This window comes from Legionella saoudiensis (assembly GCF_001465875.1).
GTDB lineage: Bacteria > Pseudomonadota > Gammaproteobacteria > Legionellales > Legionellaceae > Legionella > Legionella saoudiensis.
Genome location: NZ_LN901324.1, coordinates 141,107 through 157,013 on the forward strand (window position 1 = coordinate 141,107; position 15,907 = coordinate 157,013).

A 15,907-nucleotide genomic window follows, 5' to 3' on the forward strand; every position below is an offset into this window, starting at 1 on the left:
TAAACTAATGGGACTACCATGAAACTAAGCCAATTGTTAGCACCTTGGGTAACATATAAAATTGTAGATTGCACAATCACAGGTATTCAAAATGACAGCCGACAAGTTCAACCAGGTGATTTGTTTGTAGCTTACCCTGGTGCCTCTGCGGATGGGCGTTTATTTATTCATAAGGCAGTGGCAGCGGGTGCTGTAGCGGTACTTTTTGAACCTACTGATTTTCCAGATATGATAGCTCCTAATGTCCCCTGTATTGCTATTCCTGATTTGGCTACTAAATTAGCTTATATAGCTAAAGCTTTTTATGGGAATCCAGACGAGGCGCTAACGTTTACGGGAATTACTGGGACTAATGGTAAGACAACAATTGCTTATCAATTAGCTCAAGCCCATTCATTACTTGGCCAAGGTGCTGCTTATATTGGAACCATTGGACAGGGGGAAGTGCATCATCTTAAACCATTAGATAATACAACCCCTGACTCATTATTTTTGCAAAAGTTATTTGCTCAATATAAGAGCCAAGGCTTAAAACAAGTATGTATGGAAGTCTCATCTCATGCTTTGGCTCAACACCGAGTTGATGCGATTGAGTTTAATCAAGCTATTTTCACCAATTTAACTTTAGATCATTTGGATTACCACCATACGATGGAAAATTATGCCGCTGTAAAGGCAACTTTATTTGCGCGAGCATCCTTACAATGGGCAATTATTAATCAAGATGATGAGTACCAAAAGTTCATGACTGCAGCAATAAAGCCGCATGTGAGAAAACTAAGCTATGGTATGGGCCCGAACAGTGATGTCAAAGTACTTAATTGGCACATGGATATTAATGGAACCTTAATTGGGGTAGAGTCTCCATGGGGACAGCATCAGTTGCATATTAAAGCGTTAGGTGCTTTTAATATCTATAATAGTTTAGCTGTATTTAGCAGCTTATTAGCTACGGGTTATGCGCCTGAGCAAGTGGTACAAGTCATGTCCCAATTGAAGGCAGCTCCAGGACGATTGGAAATAGTAAGCAGTGCTCCTTATGTGCTTGTTGATTATGCTCATACTCCTGACGCTTTAAAGAATGCATTAGTAACTTTAGGGCAGATAAAAAAGGGTAAGCTGTGGGTGGTGTTTGGTTGTGGAGGAGATCGTGATAAAAGCAAGCGTCCGATTATGGGGGAAATAGCTAGTGATCATGCCGATGAAATTGTTATTACCAGTGATAATCCACGCACTGAAGATCCGCAAACAATTATTGCCGAGATTGCTATGGGAGTTTCTTCATCGGCTTCCGTGAAGCAATTAGAAAACCGGGAAGAGGCAATTGCTTATGCTCTTAAAAAAGCGCATGATGATGATATCATTTTAATTGCAGGTAAGGGGCATGAGTCTTACCAGCAAATTGGTACAGTAAAGCATGCATTTTCAGACCAGGAGGTTGTTCGCCGGTTACGAGAGAATGCCTAATTCTGCTGGGCTTACAACGTTGGCACCGAGCATCCAAGCAACGCGGTAGTTTGCATATCCAAACCCGCGTGCGCATAGAGCTGAAAGTCATGGCGTTTCTGATGATTTTTTCTCAACTGCAAAAAGGTTTCTTCCAGATTTTTAGCCTGTTTCAAACGCATTGTTTCTGCAAAGGGGTTATACACGGATAAAATCTGCTCTTGCCAAGTTTTATTGGGGTCTAAATGCCTTAGCTCACCTAGTGTAGGATGAGCAAATTTGGGCAAAGGCAATCCAGCAATTTGATGCAATACTTCACTAACCATAGTGACCGCTCTATATTTAGCCTCAAGGCTATGACCAGCAATATGCGGAGTGCATAAAGTGGCTTTTTCAATAATGTCTTGATTAACATTGGGCTCATCAAGATAAACATCAGTGCAATAAATAAACTTATCGCCCAAATTAAGTAAGGCTGGTTCATCAACAATGCCTCCACGGGCTGCATTAATAATGACGCAGCCAGATTTTAAATGCCTTAGGAATTGTTGATCAATTAAATTGCGACTTGGATGGGGTTGAGCATCATGTAATTCAGCATGGATGCATAAAAGATCTACATGATGCAATTCTTTAAGTTGAGTATTTAACCCTTTTAATGGATCATAAACAGTCGTAGCAAAACCAGCTGCTTCTAACCTTGCTTGAACTCTGGTGCCTACTTCGCCAAAACCAATAATCCCGGCATGGTTTCCTTGAATAAGTTGCTGTTGTTGCAAATAGGCTAGACAAGATACAACATAATCGGCAACAGCACGAGCATTGCAGCCTTTAGCATCAATAACCTGAATATGCTGGGAGGCTAACCACTGCTTATCTAAATGATCGCTGCCACTGCTGGCTGTGGCGACATAACGTAATTGATGTTTTTTTAATAAATCGCAATTTACTTTTAAATTAGCTCGGCACAAAAGAACATCTTGCTCTGCAAGCAAAGATGTAATTTCATCAGCCTGGGTATAGAGAGTCAGGCAAAAGGGCTTAGGGAAAGCTTGTTCTAGCCCTGGTAGTGAGGCGTCAGCTAAAACCTTCATAATTTAAAAATTGTACTTAATACAAAAAAACCGATGTTAATAAGAGGGGCCATAATGTAATTCAAAAGACCGGTAACCATTAAAAGGAGCAAAATATAAAATCCATAGGGTTCTATTTGCGCATAGGCCATTGCTTGTCTGGGAGGTAAAAGGCTGCTTACCACTCGACTTCCATCAAGCGGGGGTAAAGGTAATAGGTTTAATGCAGCCAATACGATATTAATAACCATTCCCGCACGAGCACTCATTAACAAAAAGAGCGCTGGCATAGAGGTTTCTGGACTAAGAAAGGTAGCAATTTTAAAAGCAGCCGCCCATAAGAAAGCCATAAAAATATTAGCAAATGGTCCTGCCAGAGTGACAAGAATCATGTCGCGCCGTGGGTGTTTAAACCGACTCCAATTAATCGGCACAGGTTTTGCATAACCAATTACGAATTGAAAACTAGTTAATACACCAACCAGGATTGGTATGAGTATGGTTCCAATCAGGTCTATATGACGAATCGGGTTTAAACTTAAACGCCCAAACATTTTCGCGGTAGTATCACCACAAAGATTAGCGACATAGGCATGAGCAGCTTCATGTAAGGTGATTGCAAGTAAGACGGGAAGGGCCCAAATACATACTTGCTGGATTAGGGTAAATTCTGGCATTAAAAACTATGTGCTAGTTAGTGTATGATGATTTTAACCAATTGTGTTGTAATAACAAGTAAAATAAGAAATACCGATACGTCATCCTACGCAGTTTCATTAATGGAAACTGCGTGGAATTCTTGAATTAGGTTTATTTAACAGTACCTCATGAAGCATTAAGCTCTTGATTGTTTCTGACCGCATTTGCTAATGGATTTAAATCGTCTTATCGTTGCATTTATAACCAGTACTTAATTACATAAAAAGATCAAAAAATAAAGGACAGATAGAATTATTGCGCTTATTATACCGCAGTTAGGAGAACCGGGCTGGTGTGAGTATTTAATAACATTCATGTGGCAGGGTTATGTGCTTTATTATTTTTAGAGCATGACGAACGACAGTAGTGACGATGATTCCTTAGTATTTGAGTGAACCCGCCATGAAGCGTTTGCATGCAGAAAATGATGATAGCTGGTTTTAAGTATGTTGGCTCAAGGACTGATGTTATAACAGGAATTTAGCTTTAAGTAAGAGGAATTTGATTGATGACACAATTTGAAAAAACATTTGAGTTTATGAAAAAACCATGGGTAATTGCCCTTTATGCAATTTTGGTCGTATTGTCCTATATTTTTGTTGATAAGGCATTGGCTACTTATTTCCATCAATTGGATTTAAGAACGAATATACAAGCCTTAAGTATTTTAACCGCCTTTGGACAATGGATTGCCTACATTGTTTTATTTTTTGCAGCAGGGATATATTTTCGTTATGTGCGTGCCAATCCGGTATCTGAAGCAAGAGCATGGTATTTATTAGGATGTGTTTTTATTGCCAACTTAGTCTGTTTTGTTTTTAAAGTTGCCTTAAGCCGCGCTCGCCCTGATTTATTATTTAGCAGTAATGAGTTTGGTTTTTATTGGTTTAAAATGGGTAAGTACTATTGGTCTTTTCCTTCGGGACATACCACAACGGTAGTTAGTTTGGCTGTAGGCCTTGGTGTTTTGTTCCCCCGTTATTTTTATGCAGTACTTGGGGCAGCACTCTTAGTCGCAGCATCTAGAGTGTTATTGTATTATCATTATCTGAGTGATGTGATGACAGGTTTTTATTTAACGGTATTAGTAGTTGGCTTTTATACTCATTATCTAAAACAAAAAAATTGGTTTGAGGAAAAAGGCTGCATTGATTCAAAGCCTTTAATTTTAAGCGGACAACAATCTTAGGGACTGTTAATTATTTAACTAGTTTGACTGGTAGTAAGCAGGAGATCTTTTGCTGTGTTCAAAATGGCATGCAGTGGTCTATTACTTCGAGCAAAATAAAAACAGCATCTAATTGATTTCGCCTAAGAAGCGTTAGCAGTGCTTCTTAGGTTTTTCAAGGAGTGATTATGAATATAGAAGCTGATTTAAAATCTTTAGTTGAGGTTTATGCTAAATACGATCAGGAAAAGGGAATTTATATAAATAAACCGGAAAAGTCCGCATCTTTAGATAAGCTCATTGCCGAACAAAGTTCTAATGAAATCCATATTAGCCCTGTGGATGGGGAACAACCTACATATCCTTCTCTTAGCATAGAGCAGGAATCCCAAACTCCGAATAATAATTTAACTGAAGAGCAACTTTTTGATTTAGAACGGTCTTTTAATTTACTGCTTAATCAATGGTTATTGCATAAGGGTGCAGAAGAGAAGCAAATTGGAACGATGTATGATAAATTATCCAGTTTTTTTGAGCACTCGCCTACTCAATTACCTGAGCTGGTATGGCTTGAGCACCAATTATCTAAAGGTTTGAATGATGGTTTATGTAAACGAACTTTTGAAAATTGCTATCAACGCTTAGTGAACCCTGAAAATTTTGTAGAGCTGACATTTGGCGAGATAACAAACAAGAATGATCTTAAGAAATGGTTAGAAATTTTATCGTCAAAGGCGAGAACTTATAATGAACGAAGCTTATATAATAGCCTGTTAGGATTATTAAATGAGTCTATAGGCTATTATGATGAAATAGGAAAAATCAAGCCTACTGCAATTAAGGCTTTATTATCGTTTATCCCCATACTTTTAGTAAGCATAGGTACTATTGCTTTTGCAGAAGAAATTCTTGCTGTTTATGCCGTATATTTTATTGTGCTTAAAGGGGGAGAGTATATTGGTAAAACTAATATTTCTGAGCTGCAATCCTTCGGTGGCACAGTGCAACAAGTGACCTCAGTTACCGCAGCCACTACTACCGCATTACTCGTTCGTTTAATGGAGTTGATTTTTTGGAGCTCCCGCCAATGTTACATGGCGACACTGCAAGTAGGGTCTACTGTATTAGAGCCGCTGTTTTCTGGAACCGAGGATGCAGCCGAAAATATAGAAGAAGCATTACTTAAGGCGAATGAAAATAAAGAGGGTGGATTACTTTTCAAAAACTATCAATTAAAGCTAATTGTAGCGCCTATAGAAGTTCGTTGTTCTGCGTTAAAAGAGCAATGGTTTTTACAGCGTCGTACGGGCGGTGAAAAAGATCGAGTACTTACTCGATTTTTAACTAAAATGCGAGAATTGGATCAAAATCACGATCCTATTGAAACAAAACTGGAAGCGGCACAGCGATTAATTACTAAGTTAAAAGAAAATAAAACCGTGTATGAAACAGGGCGTTATACCGGGCCTGCAATTAACAAAGCAGAACGTTTTCTCCAGTTTTTTATTAAAAACCCCTTGGCTCTGATGGATAGTGAGACAAAGCAAACAGAAAATGCAAGTAATTCATCGATGTAGGGAGCTCTTTTAGTCTGCATTAGCGCAGTGTAATACGGGAATAAAGCTTATCATGCATCGGGCTCGTATTACGCTTTACTAATACGGCTACCACTTTGTTTTTATGCATTAATCGATAACTTAATCGCAATGCCCCCTTGAATTAGCCCCTAAAACTCTGGCAAGATGCTTTGGTTTTGATTTTCCAGTGAGGACTTATGAAAATTCTCGTTGCAGTGAAGCGCGTAATAGATCCCTATGTCAAAATTAGGGTTAAATCGGATAATACCGGAGTTGAAACACAAAATATCAAAATGGCAATGAATCCTTTTGATGAAATTGCTGTCGAAGAGGCATTACGTTTACGTGAAAAAAATTGGGCTACTGAAGTCGTCATTGTGAGTATTGGTACGGACAGTTCACAAGAGATTTTACGTCATGGTTTAGCACTGGGTGCTGATCGCGCTATTTTAGTACGTACATCAGATTCATTAGAAAGCTTAAATATCGCTAAAATATTAAAAAAGGTAGTTGAGGATGAAAAACCCTCTTTAGTCTTAATGGGCAAGCAAGCCATTGATGGTGATAATAACCAAACCCCCCAAATGTTATCCGCTTTATTAAATTGGCCACAAGCAACTTATGCCTCTAAACTGGAAGCAAGCTCCGAACATCTTGAAGTCACCCGAGAGATAGATGGTGGATTAGAAACCATTAACGTTCAATTGCCAGCCATAGTAAGTACTGATTTGCGCTTGAACGAACCGCGATATGCTAGTTTACCCAACATAATGAAAGCAAAGCGTAAGCCTTTAGATGTTATTGAATTAGATAGTATGGGCTTAGCACTGAAAAAACATATTGAAGTGATTCAAGTTACCGCACCTGCGGCACGTAGCGCAGGCAAAAGGGTAGGCTCAGTAGATGAGCTCATTAATGAATTACAAAATCAAGCCAAAGTGCTTTGATAAGGAGATAGGATGAGCACTTTAATACTTGTTGAACATGATAATCAAACCATGCACCCAGCCACTCGGAATGTCTTGTCTGCCGCTCAGCAGCTGGGTGGAGAAATCCACATGCTGGTTGCAGGTTACCAATGCAATGCAGTCGCAGAGCAAGTAGCTACTCTTTCTGGTGTACATAAGGTTTTGTATGCAGATAAGCCCAGTTATGAGCATCCGCTGGCAGAACAAATGAGTGATTTGGTGTTATCGTTGGCTAATTCATTTAAAGCCATATTAATCCCATCCAGCACATTTGGTAAAAATATTGCGCCACGTGTTGCTGCTCAGCTTGATGTAGCTCAAGTTTCGGATGTGAGTAAAATTCTTGATAATGATACTTTTGAGCATCCTATTTATGCGGGTAATGCTATAGAAAAAGTACGGGTTTTGGATGCGATAAAGGTGTTAACAATAAGAACAACTGCATTTGATGCAGTGAATGCTGCCCAAGCTGCCTGCACTATTGAAACCCTAGATAAAGAATGCATCGCTCAAAGCAGTCAATTTGTGAAGCATGAGTTAAGTAAATCTGAGCGTCCGGATTTAGGCACGGCTAAAATTGTGGTTTCTGGAGGTAGAGGATTACAAAGCGCTGAAAAATTTAAACTCATTGAAGAGTTAGCAGATGCTTTAGGTGCGGCAGTTGGTGCTTCACGGGCAGCAGTAGATGCTGGATTCGTCCCCAATGATTATCAGGTCGGGCAAACTGGAAAGGTAGTCGCCCCTATGCTTTATATTGCTGTGGGTATTTCAGGAGCCGTACAGCACTTAGCAGGAATGAAGGACTCTAAAGTAATTGTTGCCATTAATAAAGATGAAGACGCTCCAATTTTCCAAATTGCAGATTACGGATTAGTTGGCGATTTATTTGAATTAGTACCACAATTAATTGCGCATTTAAAAAATAAATAAAGCTTAGACCCTGTTGTCACTTTACAATCTGTACATAGGGCCTATAAAACACAGTAAAGGGAGTAATTATGTTAGTAGGTGTTCCAAGAGAGATTAAGCCACAAGAGAATCGTGTAGGTCTTATCCCTTCAAGTGTTAGGGAAATCATTAGAGTTGGTAGCGCTGTTATTGTTGAAAAAGGTGCTGGCTTGGGGATTGGTATTTCTGACGATGATTACAGCCATGCTGGCGCGGAAGTAGTGGACAGTGCCGATGAAGTATTTGCCAAGGCAGATTTAATCGTAAAGGTTAAAGAGCCACAGCCTATTGAATGCAAGCGTCTGCGAGAAGGACAAACTTTATTCACTTATTTACATTTAGCCCCAGACCCACATCAAGCGCGTATGTTAAAAGAATCTGGTGTAACGGCAATCGCTTATGAAACGGTAACCCAAGATGATGGTGGTTTGCCCCTGCTGACTCCAATGTCCCAAGTTGCCGGTCGTATGTCCATACAAGCGGGTGCTCATTGTTTAGAAATGGCTCAAGGCGGAAGTGGGGTGTTGTTAGGAGGCGTTCCTGGTGTAGCCGCAGCCAATGTTGTAGTTATTGGGGGCGGAGTCGTGGGTACGAATGCCGTGCGTATGGCTATGGGTATGGAGGCACGAGTAACGGTATTAGACCGCTCCTTGCAGCGTTTAAATGAGCTAGACTTCCAATTCGGTTCCAAAATTAATACCGTTTATTCTACCGCTGATGCGATAGAAAACTATGTATCTCGAGCTGATTTAGTGATTGGTGCAGTATTAGTTCCAGGTGCGGCAGCGCCTAAACTAGTAACTCGCGCTATGTTAAAATCTATGCGTCCTGGTTCTGTATTAGTCGATGTGGCAATTGACCAAGGGGGCTGTTTTGAAACAAGTCGTCCTACAACTCATCAAGAACCAACTTATGTTGTGGACCAAGTAGTGCACTATTGTGTTGCAAATATGCCGGGTGCGGTACCAAGAACGTCTACCTTTGCGTTGAATAATGCAACCTTACCTTTTGTGTTGAGCATTATTACTAAAGGTACGAAGCTGGCTTTATTAAATGATCATCATTTATTAAACGGTTTGAACGTTCATCAAGGTAAAATTACATTTGAAGCGGTTGCTCGTGATTTAGGTTATGAATACACACCTGCTGCTATTGCTTTAGCGGGTCGTTAGAAACCTCCCTAAACCTGGTTGCTTGCAACCAGGTTTCTATATTTTGCTAACTACTTTGCTTCACTCTGGTGCTTTCAGCGAGTGTCCTTTAGAAAAATTGTTCCAATCATATAATTACAAATGGTTTTAGAACTTATTTTTAAAAAAGATACTTTCTTTTGATTAAGGATAATTATGAAAAAATTTGTTTTAATATTTTTGATGGCTCTAAGTTTCCATCTTGCCGCAGCAAATCAATTCCCAGCAAAAGATAAGCTGATTGTTACTCGATGTATGTATCAGAAGCTAGGCCATTTAGCATCCTTAATTACAAAGACAGAGCAATACACGTTAATTGCAGTTGAAATGAATGAACAAGTGATGCGAGTGCTACATGATAATCGGCATGTATGTGGTGGCTTTTTAAATATTGAACCCTATCAAAAAGCAATACTGAAACAACAGCTTACTGAGCATCAACTACTAATTAATTTAACAAAATCCCCGACCGCTTTGGGAAATGATGAATATCATATAAGGCATGATGCTCAAGTAATGCCGCTATTGAAACAAATCGACAGAAGTATTATTTGGGGCAACATGCAGCATCTTACAAATTATATTAATCGTGCAGCAAATTCTAAAACAGGGGTTTTGGCTGCGCAATGGTTTAAAGACCAAATTGACTCTATGGCAAAAGAGTATCATCGTAAGGATGTTCAAAGTTATTTTGTCGCAACGGGCAAAAGGTATAAACAACCTTCAGTAGTCACGGTTATTGGCAAAGAAAAACCAGGGGGTGCACTGGTTATTGGCGCACATATAGACACGCTAAAAGGCAATATGCCAGGTGCAGATGATGATGCCAGTGGAATAGCGGCGATTTTAGAAGTATCCAGAATGCTTTTATCGTCCGAGCTTGATTTTGAGCATCCCATTTATGTTATTGCTTATGCAGCCGAAGAGCAGGGCTTGGTTGGTTCCGGTTTTGTTGTCCAATCTTTTCTAGATAAGAAAACATCGGTAAAAGCCGTATTACAATTTGATCAGGCAGGGTTTCGAGCAAATCCCAAAGATAAAACGATTTGGTTACTGGATGATTACGTAGATTCGAAGTTAACTAAATTTCTGGCTAATCTAATAACTCATTATGTGAATATTCCTGTTTCTTTCACTCATTGTGGCTATGCATGTAGTGATCATGCAAACTGGCATTTAAATGGGTTTCCTGCATGCTATCCATCTGCGACCACTTTAGATGATGATAACGACAATGTGCACACGCCTAATGATCGATTAGAGACTATCAGTTTGGAGCATTTAGAAAATTTTGCCAAATTAGGTTTGGCTTTTGTTGTTGAATTAGGTTTGAAGTAAAATTAAAGAAGTAAGGTAAAAAAAGTTACCGTCATTGCGGACAAATAAAGCAACTCAGGTTTTAGTACCTCACAGCCTGGGTTGTTTGGCCACATGTTCCTCGCAATGAGAGTATAACGCGAGGGATTATGTCAGAAATACAACCAAAACGACTTATTGAGGTGCTTCCCTATAATCGTCGTTGGCCAGAACTATTTGCCGAAGAAGCCCAAGTAATCCAAAAGGCCTTAGGGCCTAATTGCATCCAGATTCATCACATAGGCTCAACTTCAGTGCCAGGTTTAGCGGCTAAGCCTATTATCGATATGATTCCGGTGGTTGCGGATATTACACAAGTTGATGCCAGAAATCCTTTTATGGTTGCATTAGGGTATGAGGTAAAAGGTGAGTCTGGGATGCTTTTTCGGCGTTTTTTCCAAAAAGGAACTCCCCAACCTGCATTTAATATTCATGTCTTTGAGCAAGGAAATTCTGAAATTGAGCGGCATTTGAAGTTCCGCGATTGGATGCGGGCACATCCTAAAGACAAAGATGCTTATGCTCAATTAAAACAAGAGCTGGCTCAATTGCATCCTGATGACATTAGCGCCTATTGTTTTGGTAAAGATGATTTTGTGGCCAGCATTGATAAGCGAACGGGTTTTTCAGGCTTGAGGGTAGTAAAGGCATTAACTCCAAGAGAATGGAAAACGGTACGCCATTTGCGCCAATTTTATTTTTTCGACCAGGTAGGTCTTACTGATCCCTATACTTGGACATTTGAGCATGATGCGCATCTGCATTTTGTTTTATACCAAGGCACAGATATCATGGGCTATGCTCACCTACAGCTTTGGCCTGATGCCAGGGCTGCCTTGCGAATTATTGTAATTGATGAAATTCAAAGGGAGCATTACTATGACCAACAATTTCTGCTTTTATGTGAGCGTTGGCTTAAAGAACAAGGATATAGAAGCCTTCATGTAGAATCCTCACCAAAAGCATTAGAGTTTTATGAAAAAAATGGATACATTAAAATGGCATTTAATGATCCTGAGGGTTATGAAGATGACCCTCAGGTTGTGGCTTTAGGGAAGATACTTGAGTCAACATAAGAAGAACATGTAGCTTTAAAAGACGTTATTTTGAGGAATTTACCACGAAGGATCTCTTGCATGGGGTAGAAATTAATACGCGCTTCATTCAGGAGGTCTCTCGAGGCGCTCGGGATGACGTACCTCTCTATGCTATAAGGATAATTAATAATGAGAAAAAAAGGATTTTTGCTTTTTCTATTTACGTATAGCATTTTATATAGCATTCATCTGAACGCTACAACCATACATGTAAATAATCGCTTTATTTCCTATATAGAAGCAGGTCAAGGAAAGCCCTTAGTTTTAATTCATGCATTTCCCGCCGATAAACGTTTATGGGCGCCTCAACAAGAAGGACTAAAGCAGCAATTTCGGGTAATTAGTTTAGATTTATGGGGCTTTGGTGAGTCTGCTGCGGTTGACGGTAATGCAGTAACCATGACCGACTATGCGTTGGAGGTTAAAGAATTGCTGGATTATTTACACATTGAGAAAGCAATTATTGGCGGCGAATCGATGGGAGGTTATATCGCCCTCGCTTTTTTAGAACTTTATCCTCATCGTGTAGAAGGGGTAATCTTATCGAATACACAGGCGGTTGCCGATAGTGATGAAGCAAAAATCAACCGTGAAAAAAATGCAATCGACGTATTGGAAAATGGCACTGAAAAATTGGTAAATGGCTTCATGGAAAAAGCCCTAGCTCCTAGCGCCTCAGAACAAACTAGAGAGGTGCTTGCCCATATTTTAACGAGGCAAAAACCTACAGCCCTTGCTTCCGCTTTACGTGGTATGGCATTACGCAGCCCAATGCTCGATTTATTAGCAAATACTATGCTACCTATTTTAATTATCACTAGTGATCAAGATAAAATTATTTCGCCATTACAAAGTGAGCAGATGCAGCACTTAGCCTGTAATAGCAAATTGGTTATTTTAGAAAATGCAGGGCATTTATCTAATTTAGAACAGCCTGAGGAGTGGAATAGGGCGGTTAAGGAGTGGTTTTTTATTGATGGGGCTGGTCCAAGTAATTTCTAGCCGCAAAATTTATGAAAAAGTAGGGTTTTAAGGTTTCTTAATTCTGCTTAGAACAGTGCTTGCAGTGATAAAATATTTTCTGTTCGCCCAAATATCCCACTCTCCAATGATGTAAATTCTATCTGTGGCACGAGTAAGTGCTACATTAAGTAGATTAGGCTTACTGCTAGCCCAGTTAATGGCTCCTTGTTGTGTTTTATCTGCTCCTAATACAAAAATAACTTTCTCATTCTCCTTACCTTGGAACGTGTGTACTGTGCCAATATGTGCATGTAACCATTTTGATAAGGCAAAACGCGTTGGAGGAGGAATATTAGGGTCTATTTGGGACACCCAATTATCTTGTTTTTGTACTAACTCTTGAAGGTATTTTTTGATGCGTTTAAATGGAGTAATAACAAATAGGCGAGGTAGTCCTCGTTCATGATTATAAAACGCAATAAATAATCGTAAAAAGCAATCTCCATGCTCAGGAACATATTGTTTATCTATAGCTTTTCCAGCAACATCAAACCAAGCACTTGGGGGTAATTGAGGGATGCTGCTTTCTAATGGCTCCCTTGCATTAATCATTTTATTTTCATAAGCAATATCATTAGCTACGGAAAACATGGGATCAAGACAACGCCGATGTACCAATAGGGGCAGGCCAATCCATTCTTGTTGATGGCTTTGTTGTACCACGCTCCCATAAGCACTCGCTAAGTCAGCCAAACGTTGAATTGAGGTTATATTAGGAAGCCAATAAGGATTTGGACTTTTAAAATGATATTTGGCTACACCCTCTATTAAATGAGGCGGTAAGGTCATAATTGGTTCAATTTGCCGTGGATCGCCTACTACAATCGCTTTTTTACAGCGCAACATTGCACCTACAGCGGCTTGAGGAATTGCTTGGCCTGCCTCATCAATTAATAGCCAACCCAATGATTCAGCTTCAAGATTTTTGAATTGTCGGCCGATTGAGGCAAATGACGAGGATACAACTGGAATAACCATGAATAAGGATTGCCAAATAAATAATTCATCGGATGAAGCTACTGGATGTTTGCCATTTAGCACCGCTTTGAGGGCATACAAATTACCACCAAAATATTTTTTTTGGAGCGCTTCGGCAATCCAGGCTTGATGAAGCTGTAACGCCTGCACAAAAAGCTCGCTCCTTAAGGTGTTATAGTGGCTTGAATGCCAATATCCAAGCTGGTGATCTTGTGTCGTTATGCTATTGCCAGGCAGATTGGCCTCAGGGAAAATTACTTGAAATTGCTTATATGCTTCTTGTTCATCTTGGGCTTGTTTTTCAAGATATTTTAAATGTTCTTGTGCTTTTTTTAGCTCGTCTTTTTTGGCATTTATAGCCTTACTTAAATTGGCCACTTGCTCTTGATGCGTTAGAAGTTTTTGGCTTAATTCTAACCTTCGAGATTGTAGGCTTTCAATTACTGTGTTGAACTGTTTGACTAGATTTCTCTTAAATAGTTTCTTCCATATGCCTGGCTTAAATATCAGTTGCTGGTCAATTTCACGATAAAGTAGATGTTGATGGTGTTCGATTTCTGTTAATGCACTTGAAGCTTGGGCATGCTCTTCGTGCATGCTATACAAATCCTTTTGCAATAAAACTACCGCCTCCCTTTGCTTTATTAAGAGATTCGGATATTCTTCATGAGTTATTTTCTCATGTAAATTAGCGAAGGATTGCAAGTTGCTTCGATAGAGCTCAACTGCTATTAAAGCTTGTTGGAAGTTTTTCTTCGCTTGTTGAAACGAAATGCCTTTATATTGATCGCGCCATTCCCAGATATTTAAATATTCTCCTTGTCTAACACGCTCAGAGGCCTGGGCTTTGCTTTCTGGTGAAGAAAAAAATCGCTCGATAAAAGTTTGCCTATTAGCGGCATTACCTAGAGCGACGGCAATTAATCCCCAAGGTTTTTGTTTCTCATTTATAGGTTGAATACGCTGTTTAAATACTTTTGTCGCCAATTTCGCAGCTTCAGGCTTTAGGTAATTGCATGTGGTTTTATATTCATCGGCCAAATTTTTTTTTAAGGGCAACTCTAAGGTGATGTTTTCAACTGCTGCATTATTTGAGGAGGCTACCAGCATCTCAAATCCAGTTAGTTCTGGCTGAAGTAATCCTACGCTTGTTTCATGATCACCTAAAACTATTTTTTTCCAACCTGAAAAACAGGAATAAACTGAATCAAAAGTCGCTAATTTTTTTGCACGATTAACAATATTCTCCGCAATAATATCCTTTAATAAGGTGGTTTTCCCTGTGCCAGGTGGGCCGTTGGTTGCGTAGATGCTTTGAGGAATATTCGGTATAATGCATTGGTTAATAAAAAGTTGCTGCATCAAACTCATGCCATGTTTAGGAGGTGCTGGCCATCGACCAAGATTATTTTGTTGAGGAGCCAGCTGCTTTAGTACCATTGAATGGTTCAATGGGGCTAACACATCCTTTTTGTCTGCACATCCATTTACGTAAGCCTCAAGTATATTGTGGGTGTTATAAGCTAGATAATTAATCGACTTTTCTAGATCACGAATAAAGAAACTATTCAAAATATTTAATGGCTCATTTTCATCTATGTGTTCATCTTCTTCTCCCGGTATATCCTCCACACTCAATGATTGAGAGGGAAGTGCTTTAATGGCTGCAGAGATTTCTTGTGGCTCTTTTACAGGAATGAACTTTATCTTAATTACAAAAGGATAATCTGGTGAAAAACGTGCCCATTGGGTAAGTATTTTTAATAAATTCAATAAGGTATGCGCATCTAATTGGTTTAGTTCTGTTTTTTCTTCGAGAAGATTAATAGCGCTTTTAAGCAGCTCCATGTCTTTTGCAAAATTTACCTCTGATAACTTCTCAAAATCATTAGATTGGACCATGCCCATGGCCCAAGGCAGGGTGGATACGGATAGGCTTTGCCACCGCGGTGTTCCCGTTTTATCTACAAACAAGCGAGCAAAACAGGTTAATCCTTCATCATCTAATGTTTCTTCTAACTCAATATTATGTTGCTTTTGAAATTCGATGGGGAAAAAGCGGGTGCTTAATCGAGTTAATTCTTTTTTATCGAAGGGTAATAGAAATACTTGGTAATGAAATAATAATTCCTTTTCTCCCCCCAACCAAGGTAATAAGGCATTAGCGTTTTCTGTGAATAGACTTTGAAAGGCGATATCCCTAACCTCTCCTTTTTGAGAAACTGCGTTATCCAAATCAAAAGGAGTGAAAAATTCTATTTGATGCCAAAAGCGTAGTACATCAAGACATGTTTTGCGCTCAGTAGATAGGCCGTTTTCCAAAGTCCATAATCATGTAAAAATAATTTTGAAAAGCAAAAAACTCCAAGTTTAACACATATTAT

General features: G+C 39.4%; 12 protein-coding genes. 9 read left to right on the forward strand and 3 right to left on the reverse strand.

Annotation, left to right across the window (positions count from 1 at the left end):
• Positions 1–18: 18 nt before the first annotated feature.
• On the forward strand, positions 19–1,467 hold the full coding sequence (locus tag BN3124_RS09710; RefSeq protein ID WP_058534607.1) for a UDP-N-acetylmuramoyl-L-alanyl-D-glutamate--2,6-diaminopimelate ligase: 1,449 nt from the start codon (positions 19–21) through the stop codon (positions 1,465–1,467).
• Between the two features lie 11 nt (positions 1,468–1,478).
• On the opposite strand, the gene BN3124_RS09715 is transcribed toward BN3124_RS09710, so the two are convergent.
• Both BN3124_RS09715 and BN3124_RS09720 read right to left on the reverse strand, forming a co-directional pair.
• A complete protein-coding gene (locus BN3124_RS09715; RefSeq protein ID WP_058534608.1) occupies positions 1,479–2,540 on the reverse strand; it encodes an NAD(P)-dependent oxidoreductase in 1,062 nt (353 codons plus the stop codon).
• Positions 2,537–3,196 (reverse strand): site-2 protease family protein, encoded by a 660-nt coding sequence (locus BN3124_RS09720; protein ID WP_058534609.1) that lies wholly within the window; start codon positions 3,194–3,196, stop codon positions 2,537–2,539. Before BN3124_RS09720 ends, BN3124_RS09715 begins: the two co-directional genes overlap by 4 nt.
• 530 nt (positions 3,197–3,726) lie before the next feature.
• On the opposite strand from BN3124_RS09720, the gene BN3124_RS09725 reads away from it, so the two are divergent.
• The 8 genes from BN3124_RS09725 (at position 3,727) to BN3124_RS09760 (ending at position 12,524) form a co-directional block, all read left to right on the forward strand.
• Positions 3,727–4,407 (forward strand): phosphatase PAP2 family protein, encoded by a 681-nt coding sequence (locus BN3124_RS09725; protein ID WP_058534610.1) that lies wholly within the window; start codon positions 3,727–3,729, stop codon positions 4,405–4,407.
• Between the two features lie 167 nt (positions 4,408–4,574).
• Positions 4,575–5,963, forward strand: coding sequence for a hypothetical protein (locus BN3124_RS09730; protein WP_058534611.1), 1,389 nt, complete (start codon positions 4,575–4,577; stop codon positions 5,961–5,963).
• Positions 5,964–6,160: 197 nt separating this feature from the next.
• Complete coding sequence (locus tag BN3124_RS09735) at positions 6,161–6,910, forward strand: electron transfer flavoprotein subunit beta/FixA family protein (protein ID WP_058534612.1); 750 nt, start codon at positions 6,161–6,163, stop codon at positions 6,908–6,910.
• Positions 6,911–6,922: 12 nt separating this feature from the next.
• On the forward strand, positions 6,923–7,861 hold the full coding sequence (locus tag BN3124_RS09740; RefSeq protein ID WP_058534613.1) for an electron transfer flavoprotein subunit alpha/FixB family protein: 939 nt from the start codon (positions 6,923–6,925) through the stop codon (positions 7,859–7,861).
• 68 nt (positions 7,862–7,929) lie between these two features.
• Positions 7,930–9,051: an alanine dehydrogenase gene (gene ald, locus BN3124_RS09745; RefSeq protein WP_058534614.1), complete on the forward strand. Its 1,122-nt coding sequence runs from the start codon at positions 7,930–7,932 to the stop codon at positions 9,049–9,051.
• A gap of 174 nt (positions 9,052–9,225) precedes the next feature.
• The gene (locus BN3124_RS09750) at positions 9,226–10,407 is read left to right on the forward strand and encodes a M20/M25/M40 family metallo-hydrolase (RefSeq protein ID WP_058534615.1); all 1,182 of its coding nucleotides are present in this window, start codon (positions 9,226–9,228) and stop codon (positions 10,405–10,407) included.
• Positions 10,408–10,535: 128 nt separating this feature from the next.
• Complete coding sequence (locus BN3124_RS09755; protein WP_058534616.1) at positions 10,536–11,501, forward strand: bifunctional GrpB family protein/GNAT family N-acetyltransferase; 966 nt, start codon at positions 10,536–10,538, stop codon at positions 11,499–11,501.
• A 150-nt stretch (positions 11,502–11,651) separates the two neighbouring features.
• The gene (locus BN3124_RS09760; protein ID WP_058534617.1) at positions 11,652–12,524 is read left to right on the forward strand and encodes an alpha/beta fold hydrolase; all 873 of its coding nucleotides are present in this window, start codon (positions 11,652–11,654) and stop codon (positions 12,522–12,524) included.
• Between the two features lie 27 nt (positions 12,525–12,551).
• On the opposite strand, the gene BN3124_RS09765 is transcribed toward BN3124_RS09760, so the two are convergent.
• The gene (locus tag BN3124_RS09765; protein WP_058534618.1) at positions 12,552–15,845 is read right to left on the reverse strand and encodes a DEAD/DEAH box helicase; all 3,294 of its coding nucleotides are present in this window, start codon (positions 15,843–15,845) and stop codon (positions 12,552–12,554) included.
• Positions 15,846–15,907: the final 62 nt, after the last annotated feature.

Bases quoted from the DNA above. Each gene is read 5' to 3' on its own strand.
- BN3124_RS09710 (WP_058534607.1), top strand. From the start codon at position 19: ATGAAACTAAGCCAATTGTTAGCACCTTGGGTAACATATAAAATTGTA.
- BN3124_RS09715 (WP_058534608.1), bottom strand. From the start codon at position 2,540: ATGAAGGTTTTAGCTGACGCCTCACTACCAGGGCTAGAACAAGCTTTC.
- BN3124_RS09720 (WP_058534609.1), bottom strand. From the start codon at position 3,196: ATGCCAGAATTTACCCTAATCCAGCAAGTATGTATTTGGGCCCTTCCC.
- BN3124_RS09725 (WP_058534610.1), top strand. From the start codon at position 3,727: ATGACACAATTTGAAAAAACATTTGAGTTTATGAAAAAACCATGGGTA.
- BN3124_RS09730 (WP_058534611.1), top strand. From the start codon at position 4,575: ATGAATATAGAAGCTGATTTAAAATCTTTAGTTGAGGTTTATGCTAAA.
- BN3124_RS09735 (WP_058534612.1), top strand. From the start codon at position 6,161: ATGAAAATTCTCGTTGCAGTGAAGCGCGTAATAGATCCCTATGTCAAA.
- BN3124_RS09740 (WP_058534613.1), top strand. From the start codon at position 6,923: ATGAGCACTTTAATACTTGTTGAACATGATAATCAAACCATGCACCCA.
- ald (WP_058534614.1), top strand. From the start codon at position 7,930: ATGTTAGTAGGTGTTCCAAGAGAGATTAAGCCACAAGAGAATCGTGTA.
- BN3124_RS09750 (WP_058534615.1), top strand. From the start codon at position 9,226: ATGAAAAAATTTGTTTTAATATTTTTGATGGCTCTAAGTTTCCATCTT.
- BN3124_RS09755 (WP_058534616.1), top strand. From the start codon at position 10,536: ATGTCAGAAATACAACCAAAACGACTTATTGAGGTGCTTCCCTATAAT.
- BN3124_RS09760 (WP_058534617.1), top strand. From the start codon at position 11,652: ATGAGAAAAAAAGGATTTTTGCTTTTTCTATTTACGTATAGCATTTTA.